This is a genomic window from Polyangium sorediatum (assembly GCF_029946465.1).
Classification (GTDB): Bacteria; Myxococcota_A; Polyangia; order Polyangiales; family Polyangiaceae; genus Polyangium; species Polyangium fumosum.
On sequence record NZ_JARZHI010000016.1, the window covers coordinates 173,503 to 188,704 of the forward strand.

13 protein-coding genes are annotated in these 15,202 nt (G+C 67.6%); 6 read left to right on the forward strand and 7 right to left on the reverse strand.

Annotated elements, in window-relative coordinates; genetic code table 11:
- Window positions 1-299 precede the first annotated feature (299 nt).
- Together QHF89_RS20115 and QHF89_RS20120 are read left to right on the forward strand one after the other, a co-directional pair.
- The gene (locus QHF89_RS20115) at window positions 300-1,427 is read left to right on the forward strand and encodes a type 2 periplasmic-binding domain-containing protein (RefSeq protein ID WP_136966352.1); all 1,128 of its coding nucleotides are present in this window, start codon (window positions 300-302) and stop codon (window positions 1,425-1,427) included.
- 61 nt (window positions 1,428-1,488) lie between these two features.
- Complete coding sequence (locus QHF89_RS20120; protein ID WP_136966351.1) at window positions 1,489-1,803, forward strand: hypothetical protein; 315 nt, start codon at window positions 1,489-1,491, stop codon at window positions 1,801-1,803.
- A gap of 384 nt (window positions 1,804-2,187) precedes the next feature.
- Here QHF89_RS20120 and QHF89_RS20125 read toward each other — a convergent pair whose 3' ends face one another.
- Window positions 2,188-3,102 carry a LysR family transcriptional regulator gene (locus tag QHF89_RS20125; RefSeq protein WP_136966350.1) on the reverse strand — a complete coding sequence of 305 codons (915 nt, stop codon included), beginning with the start codon at window positions 3,100-3,102 and terminating at the stop codon, window positions 2,188-2,190.
- A gap of 104 nt (window positions 3,103-3,206) precedes the next feature.
- On the opposite strand from QHF89_RS20125, the gene QHF89_RS20130 reads away from it, so the two are divergent.
- The 3 genes from QHF89_RS20130 to QHF89_RS20140 all read left to right on the forward strand — a co-directional run bounded on the left by QHF89_RS20130 (window position 3,207) and on the right by QHF89_RS20140 (window position 5,232).
- The gene (locus tag QHF89_RS20130) at window positions 3,207-4,079 is read left to right on the forward strand and encodes an aldo/keto reductase family oxidoreductase (RefSeq protein ID WP_136966349.1); all 873 of its coding nucleotides are present in this window, start codon (window positions 3,207-3,209) and stop codon (window positions 4,077-4,079) included.
- A gap of 156 nt (window positions 4,080-4,235) precedes the next feature.
- On the forward strand, window positions 4,236-4,733 hold the full coding sequence (locus QHF89_RS20135) for a hypothetical protein (RefSeq protein WP_136966348.1): 498 nt from the start codon (window positions 4,236-4,238) through the stop codon (window positions 4,731-4,733).
- Window positions 4,726-5,232 carry a hypothetical protein gene (locus QHF89_RS20140; protein WP_136966347.1) on the forward strand — a complete coding sequence of 169 codons (507 nt, stop codon included), beginning with the start codon at window positions 4,726-4,728 and terminating at the stop codon, window positions 5,230-5,232. The genes QHF89_RS20135 and QHF89_RS20140 overlap by 8 nt, the downstream gene beginning before the upstream one ends.
- Before the next feature lie 102 nt (window positions 5,233-5,334).
- Here QHF89_RS20140 and QHF89_RS20145 read toward each other — a convergent pair whose 3' ends face one another.
- Window positions 5,335-6,267 carry an L-lactate dehydrogenase gene (locus QHF89_RS20145; RefSeq protein ID WP_136966346.1) on the reverse strand — a complete coding sequence of 311 codons (933 nt, stop codon included), beginning with the start codon at window positions 6,265-6,267 and terminating at the stop codon, window positions 5,335-5,337.
- A gap of 6 nt (window positions 6,268-6,273) precedes the next feature.
- Window positions 6,274-7,389 carry a lysine-2,3-aminomutase-like protein gene (locus QHF89_RS20150; protein ID WP_342763968.1) on the reverse strand — a complete coding sequence of 372 codons (1,116 nt, stop codon included), beginning with the start codon at window positions 7,387-7,389 and terminating at the stop codon, window positions 6,274-6,276.
- A 152-nt stretch (window positions 7,390-7,541) separates the two neighbouring features.
- Here QHF89_RS20150 and QHF89_RS20155 point away from each other — a divergent pair, with 152 nt between their 5' ends.
- Window positions 7,542-10,325, forward strand: a complete 2,784-nt coding sequence (locus tag QHF89_RS20155; protein WP_136966344.1) for a tetratricopeptide repeat protein — start codon at window positions 7,542-7,544, stop codon at window positions 10,323-10,325.
- A 78-nt stretch (window positions 10,326-10,403) separates the two neighbouring features.
- On the opposite strand, the gene QHF89_RS20160 is transcribed toward QHF89_RS20155, so the two are convergent.
- From QHF89_RS20160 to QHF89_RS20175, 4 genes are all read right to left on the reverse strand, one after another.
- A complete protein-coding gene (locus QHF89_RS20160; protein ID WP_136966343.1) occupies window positions 10,404-11,102 on the reverse strand; it encodes a hypothetical protein in 699 nt (232 codons plus the stop codon).
- 76 nt (window positions 11,103-11,178) lie between these two features.
- Window positions 11,179-12,156: a hypothetical protein gene (locus tag QHF89_RS20165; RefSeq protein ID WP_136966342.1), complete on the reverse strand. Its 978-nt coding sequence runs from the start codon at window positions 12,154-12,156 to the stop codon at window positions 11,179-11,181.
- Between the two features lie 24 nt (window positions 12,157-12,180).
- Window positions 12,181-13,755: a serine/threonine-protein kinase gene (locus tag QHF89_RS20170; RefSeq protein WP_136966341.1), complete on the reverse strand. Its 1,575-nt coding sequence runs from the start codon at window positions 13,753-13,755 to the stop codon at window positions 12,181-12,183.
- Between the two features lie 435 nt (window positions 13,756-14,190).
- Window positions 14,191-15,117 carry a hypothetical protein gene (locus QHF89_RS20175; RefSeq protein WP_136936266.1) on the reverse strand — a complete coding sequence of 309 codons (927 nt, stop codon included), beginning with the start codon at window positions 15,115-15,117 and terminating at the stop codon, window positions 14,191-14,193.
- Window positions 15,118-15,202: the final 85 nt, after the last annotated feature.

Sequence of the window (15,202 nt, forward strand, 5' to 3'; positions counted from 1 at the left end):
GAGCTTTTTCGCTGCCGAATTTCGGACCCGATGAACTGGGCACACGCGCCGAACAAGCCGATAGATTCGACGAAGGGCTTCGGAACTGACAGCAGATGATCGTTCGACCGACGGAAACTGAGACGGGAGGGAGAGACGTCATGCCATTCACCATCATCCGTAGCACTGCCCTGACAGCCGTATTCGCACTCCTTCTCGGATGTGCGCCCACCGTGGCCCCCGCTCCCGACGCGCCGGCGGCGACCCCAGCCGCCGGGGCGAACGCGAAGGCAGACTGTGCCCCTGCTCCTCGACGTACGTTGACCGTCGCCCTCTACCCCTTCCTGCCTGATTCCCAGAGCCTCTTTTCCGATATCGAACACAGCTTCGAGCGCGCCCACCCCGACGTCGACCTACAGATCATCGACCTCTCTGCCAATTACTACAACGAGGACGAGCCCCAGGCGATCACAAATACCAACGCACAGGTCTACGAACTCGACGGCGTCTTCTTGGCTGACTTCATCGACCAGAAGCGCATCCAGGCGCTTCCAAAGGAACTGGTCCCCCCCGCGAACACCATGGTTCAGGTCGCGGAGAACTCTGCGAAAGCCAAGGATGAGTGGTGGGGCTTGCCCCATTGGGCCTGCACGAACTACATCTTTTATCGAGCGGGTGACCAGCTTGGAAGCGCAGCCACGCTCAAAGATGTCGAGTCGCTGATAGGAGCCAAGCATTCGCCGGATCAAGGACTTCTGGTCGACGCGAAGGGCAAGTTGACCCTGGGAGAACTGTACCTCGATGCCACGCTTGATGAGCTCGGGGACCTGACCGCTGCAGAGCCGTATCTGCTCGACGCAAACCTCCTCAGCAGCGCGACCGCAAATCTTCAGAGAGCCATCAATCTCTGCGATACAGGCATGTGCCGCGATTCCGATTATCACGAGGCAACCGGCTTCTACGCGCGACAATTTGCGAGAAAGCGTGGTCGAGCCCTCGTGGGATACTCCGAGCGTCTGTACTACATCGCGTTGGAGGAGCACGAATCCTGTCGCAAAGGTGAGTGCCTCGACCTCAAGAACATCGAGATGAAGCCGCTTCCGCTCTCCGACAAGGGGTCGCATCCCTTTGCGTGGGTAGACATGCTGACCATCTCGACGACCTGCGACGAGACGTGCTTGCCCGATGCCACCGCGTTCATCGCTCATGTCACGAGCGCAGCGGAAGTCAAACGCGCGCTGTTGCCGGCTCGCTACGGAGCGCCCCCGCGGTATCTGCTCCCTGCCCGAGCGGACCTGTATACGGACAAGGATGTCCTTGCCGCGGCGCCGCTCTACAGCAAGCTACAGCCGGCACTTTCAGACGCCATTCCCGTGCGAGGACGGAAGCTCAATGCACGCCTGCGCGCCATCGGAAAGAAACTCGACAAGGAAATCCTCAAGCCGTGAAAGCACTGACCAACGCACCCCTGAACCCGACAAGGATCGTTCGCCAGACGAGAGGGTTGCCTTGAACCGTGATGAAACGGCTGCCGAGTCCTTCGAGCGGGCCCTCGCGGCGTTCGTCGGAATTGCCGTCGGAGAGCCCCATGCAGCCGACCGGAAGATGTTCAGCATCGTCGCGACAGCTCGTGGGGCGCACACGCGCATCACGGCGGGCGGCTTCTCCGTGCTCTGGCCGCATCGCCGTACCCCGTTTACGTACGGGCCCTACCAGGTCGCCAAGGCCATGCGCTGCATCGGCACCGTCGATCCGCGGGGGCTCGATCGAATGGCCCACGTCATCGCCACCCTGAGCCGCCTCGTCTACCGCCGCGCATCGTAAGAAGAAACCTTCCTGGCCCCTCTCGGGACGGGAGAGGGGTCGGGGGCGAAGGCGTTTCAGCGCGCGCGCAGGATCACGGCTGGCTCTCCGAACTACGGCTCCTACGTCAGCAGCGACGTCGACTACTTCGTCGTGAACGGAGGGGGGAAGGCCGCGCGGAAACCCACGACCCGAGCGGAATGGTGCGAGGGCGTTGAAGGCTCGACCTTGACCTTGGCGCCGAACTCCCCAGCCGTCAGGCCGCTGTCCTGCCACCCCGCGACCAGCCGAGCCCATTGCTTCGCCGTCCTCCGTGCCATTCGCCCTCCAGGTGCGTCGAGGAGAGGGTGAGCCTGGGGGAGACCGGGGGGAAGGTGTGGTTGGCCGGGTGGTTATGAACGAGCGTCACGTCGACGAACGCATAGGCTGCGTCGACCTGACGAAGTCCACGAAGGCCCGCAGCGGCGTCGGAAGGTGCCGACGACCGGGGTAGTAAAGAAAAGGCCCGGGGAAGCTCAGCCACCACGGTTGGAGCACGGGGACCAACTCTCCTCGGTCGATGAAGGGACGTAGCCAATCCTCGAACAGATAGATGATCCCGCTACCTGCCACAGAGGCCTCCACAGCGAACTCCGTACCGCCACCAAAACCGACGATCAGCGGGCCCTTTGGGTCGACTTTCATCGTCTCTCCGTCCCGTTCGAACTCCCACGGATGAAGTGGGCCGTTCGTGAAGCGCCACCGTACGCAATCATGTTCGAGCAGCTCACGTGGGTGTGTGGGAGGACCACGGCGAGAAAGGTATGCGGGTGACGCGGCTGCGGCGTAACGCTGGACGCGCGGGCCGATGGGCACCGCCACCATGTCCTTCTCGAGCCAGTCTTCGTAGCGGATGCCGGCGTCGAAACCTTCGGCGACCACGTCGATGAGGCGCTCATCTGCGGTCACCTCGAGACAGATGTCGGGGTACTTCGCGAGGAAGGGCGGCACGATACGAGAAAGGACGAGCCGTGCAGCGGCGGTCGGCACGTTGAGCTTCAGACGACCTGCGGGACGATCGCGGAAGTCGTTGACCACGTCCAGCGCAGCGCGCACTTCGCCGAGCGCCGGGGTGATCCGCTCGAGCAGGCGCGCTCCTGCGTCGGTGGGTGTGACGCTGCGGGTGGTGCGATGGAGCAGCCGAACTCCGAGTCGGGCTTCCAGTCGACGAACCGCGTCGCCCATGCGGGACGCGCTCGTGCCCGCCGCACGTGCGGCGCTGCGAAAGCCACCCTCACGGGCAACCGTCAGGAAGGCGGTGAGGTCTGCGAGGTCATCCATCGACTGTGCAGATCATCGCACAGGCCGTACAGCTTGCGAAGGATTGTCGCGCAGTGAATTCATGCGTAAATCCCGCGGCGAATCACCCTTCCAAGGACCACAGCATGACCGACCTCCGCATCGCAGACACCTACAGCCTCGGATCTCACATCGTTCGTCGTCTCGGTTACGGCGCCATGCAGCTCGCCGGCCCCAACGTCTTCGGTCCCCCCAAGGATCGGAAGGCCGCCGTCGCCGTGCTGCGCGAGGCCGTCGCTCAGGGCGTCAACCACGTCGACACCAGCGATATCTACGGTCCCCACGTCACGAACGAAATCATCCGCGAGGCGCTGCATCCGTATCGCGACGGCCTCGTCATTGCCACGAAGGTCGGCGCCGTGCGCGGCCCGACGGGGTCGTGGGAACCCGCACTCTCCGCCACCGACATCGAGCGCGCGGTTCACGACAACCTCCGCAACCTCGGCTTGGACGTGCTCGACGTCGTAAACCTTCGCGCGATGTTCAGCGCCGAGGGCCCAGCGGAGGGCTCCATCGAAGCGCCGCTCACGGCCCTCGCCGAACTCCAGCGACGCGGGTTGATTCGGCACATCGGCTTGAGCAACGTCACGGCCGCGCAGATCACGGAGGGACGCAAGCTCACGGAGATCGTGTGCGTGCAGAACCACTACAATCTGGCGCACCGCGGCGACGATGCCGTCATTGACGAGCTCGCCGCGCTCCGCATAGCGTATGTGCCCTTCTTCCCGCTCGGCGGGTTTGCGCCGCTGCAATCGAGCGCGCTGAGCGCGGTGTCCGCACGTCTCGGGGCGACGCCGATGCAAGTGGCGCTTGCGTGGCTCTTGCGGCGGTCGCCCAACGTGCTGCTCATTCCCGGCACGTCTTCGATCGCGCATCTGAGGGAGAACCTCGCGAGCGCCTCCATCGTCTTGAGCGCCGAGGATCTGGCCGAGCTGAACGGGCTTTCCAAGCACTCCTGAAGGAACCGCCCGACCCACCGCCCCCCAAGGTCGGCGCCCCCGTTCATGTGGCACGACCCGGTCACCGGGCGTTGCCGGCAACCACGGCGAGCCCGTCGACGGAGCCCCCGACCGTTGCCGACAAGCGCGGCGAGCGTGTCGACAAGGACCCAGCCGTTGCCGACAACCACGGCGAGCCTGTCGACGGAGCTCCCGACTGTTGCCGACAAGCGCGGCGACCATGTCGACAAAGACCCAGCCGTTGCCGGCAACCGCAGCGAGCCCGTCGACGGAGCCCCCGACGGTGCCGACAACCGCAGCGAGCATGTCGACGGAGCCCCCGACGGTGCCGACAACCGCAGCGAGCATGTCGACGGAGCCCCCGACGGTGCCGACAACCGCAGCGAGCATGTCGACGAAGACCCAGCCGTTGCCGACGAGCCCGTCGAGCATGTCGACGGAGCCCCCGACGGTGTCGACAACCGCAGCGAGGCCGTCGACAAGGCCCTCCTTGTTGCCGACGAGCCCGGCGAGCATGCCTTGGACCTCTCGGCACCTCGCTCACGGTTTACCGACGCGCCAAAAATGTGCTCCGGGCAAAGGATGAATCCCCGCGCTTCATCGAACGCGCACACAGGGCCCACTCCCCTGCACAAGGAGGATGACCATGTCTGAGAATGCGATCGGAAAATATACGGGCAAGGGTGTCGTCGACGTGATGCCACTCAAGAACAAGCTCGTCGACGTCAAACAAGGCGAGCTTCCGAAGCTCAAGCGCTCGAAACCAGGGTGCACCGGCGTCCTCGTCGACCTCGCCGCCGCGATGCCCGAGCACGGCAATGCGGCGCGTATCCATCCGGAGTGTTATGCCGAGATCGTCGAGACGGCGCAGACCCTGGAGCAGATCCGCGCCCAGCGCCCCGAGGCGGACAAACTCGCCGAGGTCCTCCGGGAGAGCGAAGTATACTACGAAGACAAACTCGAGGGGTTGATCAGCAGGCTCGCCAAGACCGTCCTCGATACCGCGAAGGACGAGAACAAGCCCGCCCTGCTCGCGACCTTCGAGTCCGCGATCCAGTACCGGACGCAATACGCGGACAAGGGCGTCGCCACCCGCCGCAAGAACCAGCAGAACGCAGGCGAGCCGGACGCGGAGACCCCGCGCGAGGCATGACGCGCCCGCTTTGAAACGCCCCGCCTGACGAACCCCCCATCTTCACGCTGGAGCCGGAGCGTGGCGCGTCGATCACCGACGCCGCCCGCTCCGCTCCCGCGATTAAAGCGGCACGGAATCCGCGCTCTCCTTCAAGATCGTCGCGCTGCGTACGAGCGCAGATGCCTCCGCGACGTCGAGCTCGGGCATCAGATCCGAGAGCACGCCCGCCGCGCCGATCACCCGGGGGATCGAGAGCGCGACCTCCGTGATGCCTACGACCTCCGGCGTCACGATCGAGACCGAAAGGATGTCCCGCTGGTCGAGCGCGATGGCCCGGATGATACGCGCGAGCCCCGCGCCGATGCCGTAATACGTCGAGCCCTTGCCTTTGATGATCTTGTAGGCAGCGTTCCGCACGCCGTCGTCGATGGCGGCCCGGACCTCCTCGGTGAGCGGCTTGCCGACCTGATCCGCGAACGAGACCAGCGCGAGCGAGCCCGCGCGCGCATTCGACCACGCGAGCACCTCGCTGTCTCCGTGCTCCCCCAGCACATAAGCGTGCACCGATTGCGGCGCGATGCCGAGGTGCCGGCCGAGCAGGCTGCGGAACCGGGCCGTGTCGAGGATGGTCCCCGATCCAATCACCCGACGCGCCGGCAAACCCGAGAGACGCGTGGCCACGTGGGTCATGACGTCGACGGGGTTCGTGGCGATCAGCAAAATGGTGTCGGGCGAGACGGCGAGCACCTCGCCGACGACCTCACGGAAGACCGCCGCATTGCGACCCAAAAGCTCGAGCCGCGTCTCGCCAGGCTTCTGGTTGACGCCCGCGGCCAGGATCACCACGAAGGTCCCGTCCAGATCACGGTAGGAGCCGGCGCGAACCGTCGTCGCAGAGACGAAAGGCACGGCGTGCGAAATGTCCTCGGCCTGAGCGAGCGCGAGGTCCGCGTCCTTGTCGACCAGCACGACCTCGCTCGCGATCCCCTGCATCGCGAGCGCATACGCAGCCGCGCTCCCGACCATGCCCGCCCCGACGATGCCGACTTTCATGAAATCTCAGCCCCCCGTCTTCCCGCTCCCCGGCGGATACACATGCCGCCGCCCCCATGGATCCTCCACGGTCCGCCGCCCGTCCTCGCCCTCCGGCCCGAGATACTCCGGCCCGATCGGCACCTTCCCGTAGCCGCCCGGGATATCCAGCACGTACGTCGGCTGCGCGATCCCCGACAACCCCTGCCTGAGCTCGCGCAGGATCGATTGCCCCTCCGCGATGCTCGTCCGGAAATGCCCCGTCCCCACCGCCAGATCCCCGTGGTGCAGGTAATACGGTTTGACCCGTAAAACGACGAGCTCCCGGAAGAGCGCCTTCAGCGTCTCGGCGTCCGCGTTCACCCCGCGCAAGAGCACCGTCTGCGAGAGCATCGGGATCCCCGCGTCCACGATCCGCGTGCACGCCTCGCGCGCCTTCGGACCAAGCTCGCGGGGATGGTTGGTGTGCAAAACGAGGTAGGTCGTCAGGTCCGGCACGCGGAGCGCTGCGATCATCGCCGCGTCGATGCGCCCGGGATCCATCACCGGCACACGCGTGTGTACGCGCAAGATCCGCACGTGCGGGATCGCGGCGAGCGCCGCGGTGATCTCGGCGAGCTTGCGGGGCGGCAGGATCAGCGGATCACCCCCGCTCAGGATCACCTCCCACACCTCCTCGTGCGCGCGCACGTAGTCGATCGCCGCCGCAAGCTCCTCGCGCGACAGCACCTCGCTGCCCGGCCCGACCTTCTCGCGCCGGAAGCAGAAACGGCAGTACGCGGGGCAGACGTGGACCGGCTTCAGGAGCAGCCGATCGGGGTAGCGGTGCGTGATCCCTTTGACCGGCGTGTGCGGATCGTCGCCGATCGGATCCACGCGTTCTTCCGGCAGGATCCGAAGCTCGCGTTTGCTCGGCAGGAACTGCTTCGCGATCGGGTCGTTCGGATCACCCGGCGTGACGAGGTCCACGAGGTCGGGCGTGATGGCGACGCTGAAGCGCTCTGCGACCCGCTCGAGCGCCTCCATCTCCCCGCGCGCCACGAGGCCCTGGTCGACGAGCTCGCTGACGCGTCGCGACGTCCGGCGCGTGTCCTCGTGCGCGCCCTCGCGCTCTTGCGCGCGTTCCGTTTCGCATGCCCTCACACCCACGGCGCCGCTCCTCCTAGACTTCTTTCGGTCCAAAAGCCAGCGACGTCGAGCCCTCGCGCCCCCGCTCGTCTGCTGGCTCTCTGTCGCCCCTGGAAAGGGGCCGGCCCGCGTCGTAAGAAAGAACCTGCCTTTCCGGCCCGACGAACATGCGTACGAACCGTCCTTTCCTCGCTGCCCTCTTCGCCGCCACCCTGCTCGCGCCCGCCGGATCCTTCGCGGACGAAGCATCCGGCAAGGTCCTCGGACGCGCTGCGATCCTCGCGCAGAAGGGCGATTACGCCGCCGCGGAGAAGGAGCTCGACGGCGTCAAGTCCGGGCCCGAGCGCGCCCAGGCCCTCGTCGAGAAGGCGCGCCTCGCGCTCCTGCAGGGCCGCTACGCCGACGCGGTGAAGACCGCGAAGAGCGCCGCATCGCTCGGCAAGGACGCGAAGATAGAGGCCGCTCCCGTCATCGCCGAGGCGCTCGCGTCGCAAGGGAAGGTGAGCGAAGCGATCGACGCCGTGAAGGACGTCGCGGACGAGGACACGGCGCATAGGGCGCGGCTCGTGCTCGGCGAGCTCTTGATCCGCAGCGGAAAACGCGGCGCGGCGAGCGTGCCGCTGCGCAGGATCGTCGAGGCATACAACGACGACACGATCAACGATCGGGACGCCGAAGGCCTCTCGCTCGTCGGCCGCGCGGCGCACCTCCTGCGCTCGGCGCACGACGCGAACCAGGCGTACGGCGAGGCCGAGAAGGCGGGCGCGAAGACGCGGGTCGAGGCGTTGCTCTGGCGCGCCGAGCTCTTCCTCGACAAGTACAACCCCGGCGAAGCGGGCCAGTCCGTCAAGGCCGCGCAGAAGCTCGCGCCCAAGGATCCGCGCGTCCACGTCGCCATGGCGCGCGTCAAGCTCGAGAACGCCATGGACTTCGAGGCGGCCGAGAGCGAGATCAAGCAGGCGCTCGAGGTGAACCCGAACCTCACCTCCGCGTACGTGATCCGCGCCGGCCTCGCGCTGCGCACGATGGACATCGCGGCGGCCGACGCGGCCGTCAAGCGCGGGCTCGAGGTCGACCCGACGAACCTGGAGCTGCTCTCGATGAAGGCGGCGACGCGCTTCCTCGCCGACGATCTCGCGGGCTACGAGGCCACGAAGAAGCAGGTCCTCTCGCTCTGCCCCGAGTACTCCGCGTTCTTTCAGATCGTCGCCGAGTACGCCGAGTGGGAGCATCGGTACGAGGACATCGTCCGCATGATGGACGAGGCCACGCAGGTCGACGCGCAGGACATGAAGGCGTTCGCGACGCTCGGCCTGAACAAGATCCGCCTCGGCGACGACGACGGCGGCCTCGATGCCCTCCGCAAGTCGTGGAAGAAGGATCGGTTCAACGTCCGCGCCTACAACACGCTGAACCTCTTCGAGAAGACGATCCCCGGGGAGTACGTCGCGTCGAACGGCACGCGCTTTCGCATTCGTTACCACAAGGAGGAGAAGGCCGTCCTCGAGCGGTACGTGCCGCGTATGCTCGACGAGGCGTGGGATTCGATGGTGAAGCGGTATGGCTTCACCCCGAAGATGCCCGTCTCGATCGAGCTCTACGCCGACTCGGAGCATTTCAGCATCCGCACGAGCGGCCTGCCGAACGTCGGCATCCAGGGCGTCTGCTTCGGCCAATCCCTCGCGGCGCTCTCGCCCGGGGCGGGCCCGTTCAACTGGGGCAACGTGCTCTGGCACGAGCTCGGGCACGTCTTCGCGATCCAGTATTCGAAGAGCCACGTCCCGCGCTGGTTCACCGAGGGGCTCAGCGAGTACGAGACCATCATTCGTCGGCCCGAATGGCAACGCGAGGAGGACCCCGCGCTCTTCGCTGCGCTGAAGGGCGGGCGTATCCCGCCGCTCGACGGCTTCAACCGCGCCTTTACCCACGTCGACTCGGTGGAGGACGTGACCATGGCCTATTTCGCGGCGAGCCAGCTCGTCGTCTTCATGGCCGACAAATACGGATTCGACAAAGTCGCGGCCATGCTGCCGCGCTGGGGCAAAGGCGAGCGCACGCCGGACGTCATCAAGGGCGCGCTCGGCGTGCCGCACGACGAGGTCGATCGGCAGTTCCGCGAATGGCTGAAGAAGCGCCTCTCGCGTTACGAGAAGCAATACGTGCCGGACCTGCACGCGCCGCCGCTCGACGACGCGCGCAAGGCGCTTCGTACCGATCCGAAGAACCCGAAGAAGCTCGTGCAGCTCGCGCTCGCGCTCTTCGCGGACGGGCAGAAGCCGGAGGCGCTCGCGGTGCTCGACGAGGCGCTCTCGCTCGATCCGAAGCAGCCCGACGGGAACTACGTGCGCCTGCGCCTCGCCATGGGCGAAAAGAAGCTCGACGAGGCGGCGCGGATCCTCGACAAGATGGTGTCGAACGGCCACGACGGCTACGTCATGCGCATGAAGGCCGCCGACCTCGCGGAGCTGCGCAAGGACAAGGCGCGCGTGAAGGCCTCCTTCGAGGCCGCCTTCAAGTTCGACCCCTCGCAGGCCGAGCCGCTCCAGGGCCTCTACGACCTCGCGAAGGAGCAAAAGGACGTCGCCGGGCAGCTCGACGCATTGCGGCGGCTCGCGCTGCTCGATCAACACGACCGGCGTGTATGGGTGCGCCTGCTCGAGCTGCTCACCGAGCGCGGCCTCTGGGACGAGGCCGTCAAGGTGGGCGAGAGCGCGATTTACGTCGACGTCTCGAACACGAAGGTCCACCGCCTCTACGCCAAGGCCCTCGCGCGCACGGGCCGGCAAAACTCGGCCATCTTCGAGCTGAACAGCGCGATCCTCACGAAGCCCGAGCCCCCCGAAATGGTCGAGATCTACGAGGACCTCGCCAAGGGCTACGACAAGCTCGGAAAAACCGAATACGCCAAGCAGGCGCGGGACCTCGCGAAGCTCGTGGCGCCGAAGGGCTGAGCCCCTCGTCCCCTTGCGCCCCTCTCCTGCGCGGGAGAGGGGCCGGGGGGAGGGAATGGATAGGCTCGTCTCGTCCCGTTACTTGCGCGCGTTTTCCTTCGCCTCGGCGCGCTTCTGCGTGAGCTCGTCGAAGCCACCGAAGATCCGCTCGTCGAGATCACGCGGCAGGTCCGGGTGCTCGACCAGCTCGTCGCGCAGCGCCGCCCGGAACCGACCGAGCTGGCCGATCGTGGTCACGCGGAGCACCGTCTGCTGGCGGAAAGACTCGAAGCCCGTCGCCTGCCCGCGCGTCGAGAGGAGCTGCGCGAGTTTGTCGCCTTGCTCCACGAATGCGCTCGCCCAGTCGTAGAGCGTCTTTCCGTCGGGCGTCGGGGCGGCGCGCAGATCGGCCTCGAGCTCCGCGAGCTTCGGCCGGTTCTGCTTCGCCGCGGCCGCCTCCTCCGCGTAGCTGTCGCTGAGCACGCCGAGGTCCCGGATGAACGCCTCGCGAATGCGACGCGCGGCCGCGCGCCGCTCCTCGGGCACGAACGGATGGGAGAGCACGGCCTCGGTGTAATGCCAGATCGCCGCGCCGAGCCCGTCGTGGTGCGCGTCGGCCTCGGTCAGATCCCCGACCGGCCTGCCGCTCGCGTCTTCGAAGTGCTCGATCGCCTTGTGCTTGGCGGCCAGGATCGGGCCATACAGCTTGCCCGTCTGCGTGGCCTCGAGCGCCTCGTCGCGGTGATGGAACAGGTCCAAAAGCCCGGCGCGCAGGTCGGACAGGGTCAGGTTTCGCATGACAACTCCCTCCGTGCATCCATCGTTGCCGACGGAGGGTACCAAAGGGGCTCGTCGCGGGGGAAGGACGAGCGCCTCAGAATCGTCCGAGGAGCGAAGCACCACCACCGAGCGGGCCCACGGTCGGTACGATGGCCATCGCCGCGCCGCCTTCACGCCTCGCCTTCGCCGGAGGTGTGACGAGCCAAAGGACGCCCGCGGCCACGAGGCCCGCGCCGCCGATCCCGATGCCGACCGCCGACGTGCCGCGCGTCGGCTCGGACAAACCGCCCGTCGCCAGCGCCGCCGCGGCGATGCCCGCGCTCGCGAGGAGCGCGCCAGCGCCGCCGAGCCCGAGCACGAGCGCGACCGTGGCACGCACGCTCGGCGCCTCCGTCTCTGTGCTCCTGTTCGTCGAGGGAATCGTGACCTCCGCGCGCCTCGTTTTGGGCGCCTCGTTTTGGGCGCGTAGCGTGGGCACGCTGAGCTCGATGGGCACGGACGTGTCGTGCACGGGCACGACGCGACGGTAGGGCTTTCGCCCGGGCGCCATGGCTTCGAGCACGTGCTCGCCGAGATCGACCGGCAGCGGATCCCCGGTCCAGGCCTCGCGATCGAGCGGCCTGCCGTCGATCGTCACCTCGAGCTCGGGCGTCTCCGCGACCTCCTTCGGCACCCAGACGACGAGCCGCGCGAGCATCGCCGAGAGCGCCTCGCCGCGCAGGCGGGCCCGGCTCTCCCGCTCGCTCATGCCGGCGCGCTGCGCCTCGCGCGCGACCTCCGTGTAGAGCCGACATGCGGCCTCGCGTCGGTTCGTCTTTTCATAACATTCCGCGAGCCTGTACCGCGTACCCATGGCGGCATCGAGGCGGAGGCTCTCTTCGAGCATGGGGCAGGCCTCCGTTTCGCGCCCCTCGGCCGAGAGCTCCATCGCCCGCGTGAAGAGCACCTCCGCGCGCTCGACCGGGTCGAGCTCATGCGCGGACGTGGGCTCCTCGGCGCGGGCGGCCGTCATCGTGATGGAGAGAGCGATCGCCGTGAGCAGCGCGGCTCCCTTTTGCGTCCCGGACCTCATGTCGAAGCTCCTTCGATCCCCGTATCAATGGCGCCCCGTGAAGGGGTCGTAACCTCTGTGCGCCGGCTGCGTGGGTTTGGCAGGGCTCGCCGCCGTGGACGTCGGGGTGGCGGCCTTTCGCAGGGGCGCGCGGCCCGCGCCGGCGGAGGCGGAGGCGGAGGCGGAGGCGGTCGGGGCGACGGCCTCCGTAGGCGTGATCTCGATATCCAATTCGTTCGTCGCAGGCGTCACCGCGGCCGTGGGCGCGGGCGGCTGCGCCGCGGGCATCGGGAGCGCTTCCCGCGTGGTCGTGAAGGGCACATGCACGCCGAGGGCCCGCGACTCCTGGGTTCGTTGCGGCATGCCCATGAGGCCGGGCCATTGCACGCCGATCGCCGCGGCCCCCGCGCCGGCGAGCGCCGAGAGAGCGGTCAGGCCCGCGACGAGCACGAGCCGCGCCGGCCGCGAGGTGGGTTTGGCTGGGGACCCCTCCCAGGGCCCCATGCTTCGCTCGTCTTTTTCGGCCATCTCGGGCGCGGGCGCCTGCTCCTCGACCAACATGAGCGGAGGACGGCTCGGCATGCGTGGTGTCTCCGGCGGGGGCTTCGAGGGCGACGTCGGTATCGTGGGCACCGATTCGAGTGTTTCTCGCGGCGTGACCAGCCGCAGCCGGCCGGGCGGAATGCTGCTGCGGCGCGCGGGGGCAAAAAGACGGGTCGCGTCCTCGTCCTCCTCCCGCGTCACGTCCCAGGGGCCGAACGGCCGGAGCGCGGCGAGCAGATCCATCGCGGAGGCATACCGGCGGGTCGGCTGTTTGTCGAGGCAACGAAGCACGACGTTATCGAGGCCGCGCGGCACGTCGGGGCGGATGGCGGAGGGCAGCTTGACGGGCTTGGCCAGGACAGCGGCGAAGATCTCGGGGACCGTGGCCGCCTGGAACGGCGCGCGCCCCGTGAGCAATTTATAGAGAATGGCGCCGAGGGCCCACACATCGGCCCGCGTGCAAACCTTGCTCGCCGAGCGCATTTGCTCGGGCGCCATGTAAAGTGGGGAGCCCATGAGGTCGCGCGCGCCGGTCATCTCCGGGTCGTCGTTCTCGGGCCTCGTATGCTTGGAAATCCCAAAATCGAGGACCTTGATGCAGGGGGATCCGTCCGCGCGGCGCGTGAGGAAGAGATTGCCGGGCTTCAAATCGCGGTGGACGATCCCGGCGGCGTGGGCCTCGGCGAGCGCGTGGCAGGCTTGCGAGACGTACAGGACGGCCTCCTCGATGGGGAAAGCGCCGCGGCGCTTTTGCATCACGGCGAGGTCCTGTCCTTCGAGCATCTCCATCACGATGTAGGGCGCGCCGGAGTCGAGGCGGCCGACGTCGTACACCTCGGCGACGTGCTCGCTGCGCAGGCGGACGACGGCGCGCGCCTCGCGCAGGAATCGCTCGACGGACTGATCGCTCGCCGCCTCGGGGCGCATGAGCTTCACGGCGCGGACCTCGCGCAGGTCGAGGTGCGTGGCGGCGACGACGACGCCCATTCCGCCCATCCCGAGCACCTTCTCCACGCGGTACTTCCCGGCGAGGACGTCCCCCACCGAAACGATGTTCGCTGCCTCCTGCTTCGACATGGTGCCTTCCAATCAAATGAAGAAAGGTAGGTATGGCCCACGCCCCCCCGAGGGCGCGCGGCGTCGCACGCACGAAGCCCCTGCGCCCGCTGCCGAATCAGCGTCGCGGACGTTGCGTCCTTTCATGGCCCCGCCGGTCGGGCCGTAATGTGTTCCAGACCTGTAGCTTTGCAAGTCTCTGCAAAACCGGGCGAGCCGAGATCGCGGAGAAAACCATGGAATTCGACGCGAGGTTTTTTGGGCGGTCGGTCGCCGTCGGCCCGGGTCGTCCGGGCAGCGGCGCATGTCCGCGTCATGCAGAGACTTTCCCCCGGGAGCGGGGGGTTCCTGAAGGAAACACGCGATCAGGGATGGATCGCGGTGTCGGGGGAGACGAGAATGGGATGGGGGAAGAAACGAGATGCGCCGCGACGGACGCGCGGGCGCCCGGAACGATTACTTCCGCGGAAGCGACACGCGCACGACCTCACCGCCGCTCGTCCCGACCCATACCCAGGCCGAGCCCTTGTTCGTGATGAGCATCGTCGTCGGCTCGCCGCGCGCGCCGAGGGAAAGCGCGTGTGTCGGGGTCATCGGCCCGCCGCCCGCGGCGTCGAGCGTCGCGCCGTCGAAGAGCGCCGCGCGCCCGTCGGCGAAGCCCACGACGAGGCTCGTCTCGCTCACCGCGGCGCACGTGATCGGGACGCCGATGTCGACCATCTTCGTGGCGAGCCGGCCGCCGCGCTGGGTCACGATACACGCGGCGCTGTCGCCTTTTTTGTAGAGCACGTGCAGGGCCGCGCCGCTGCTCAGGCGGTCGAACTTTTTCGCCTCGGCGGGCAGGCCCACGCGCCCGTTGGCGCCGGGCTCCGGCGTCGGGCCGGGGTGCATGCGCAGCTCGAGACCGCCGGGGACCTCCACGACGACCGTCGTGTCCACGGCGCCGACGTCCGCGACCTTCACGTTTCCACGCAGCGCGAAGGGCCGCGCTTCGACCTCGTTGCCCGAGACCGAGAGCTGGATGGCGTTGCCGTCCCAGGTGAGCGCGAGCGCGTGTTCTCCCGAGGGGCGACCGCGCAGCGAGCGTACGTCGCCCGCGACGCGCTCGAGCTTGGCGCGGTGGTGGATGTCGAGCACCGCCCACACCTCGTTTTCGCTGCGCACGAGGGCCACGTCGCGCGACAGCATCGCCACCTCGTCGCCCTGGCCGAACGAGAGGTTCACCGTCTTGTTCGTACCGCTGCCGATCGGCACGACGGCGAGGCGCGCGGGCGCGGCGGAGACCATGGCCACGAGGCCTGGATTGTCGACCGCGGCCGCGCCGCGGACGTCCGCGTCGAGGGACTCGACGCGACGGGGTGCAGAGAGGCTTTTGTAGGGCATCGCGGCGAGCGTAATGGATCCCGTGCCCGAAGCGGAAGCATCTTTTGCCCCCGCGCGCGCATCTTCTCGGGAGGGCATTTTCCTG

What these genes read in the sequence shown, in the direction of transcription:
- QHF89_RS20125 (WP_136966350.1), bottom strand. Translation starts at nt 3,102, where the DNA reads ATGGATGACCTCGCAGACCTCACCGCCTTCCTGACGGTTGCCCGTGAG.
- QHF89_RS20130 (WP_136966349.1), top strand. Translation starts at nt 3,207, where the DNA reads ATGACCGACCTCCGCATCGCAGACACCTACAGCCTCGGATCTCACATC.
- QHF89_RS20140 (WP_136966347.1), top strand. Translation starts at nt 4,726, where the DNA reads ATGTCTGAGAATGCGATCGGAAAATATACGGGCAAGGGTGTCGTCGAC.
- QHF89_RS20145 (WP_136966346.1), bottom strand. Translation starts at nt 6,267, where the DNA reads ATGAAAGTCGGCATCGTCGGGGCGGGCATGGTCGGGAGCGCGGCTGCG.
- QHF89_RS20155 (WP_136966344.1), top strand. Translation starts at nt 7,542, where the DNA reads ATGCGTACGAACCGTCCTTTCCTCGCTGCCCTCTTCGCCGCCACCCTG.
- QHF89_RS20160 (WP_136966343.1), bottom strand. Translation starts at nt 11,102, where the DNA reads ATGCGAAACCTGACCCTGTCCGACCTGCGCGCCGGGCTTTTGGACCTG.
- QHF89_RS20165 (WP_136966342.1), bottom strand. Translation starts at nt 12,156, where the DNA reads ATGAGGTCCGGGACGCAAAAGGGAGCCGCGCTGCTCACGGCGATCGCT.
- QHF89_RS20170 (WP_136966341.1), bottom strand. Translation starts at nt 13,755, where the DNA reads ATGTCGAAGCAGGAGGCAGCGAACATCGTTTCGGTGGGGGACGTCCTC.
- QHF89_RS20175 (WP_136936266.1), bottom strand. Translation starts at nt 15,117, where the DNA reads ATGCCCTACAAAAGCCTCTCTGCACCCCGTCGCGTCGAGTCCCTCGAC.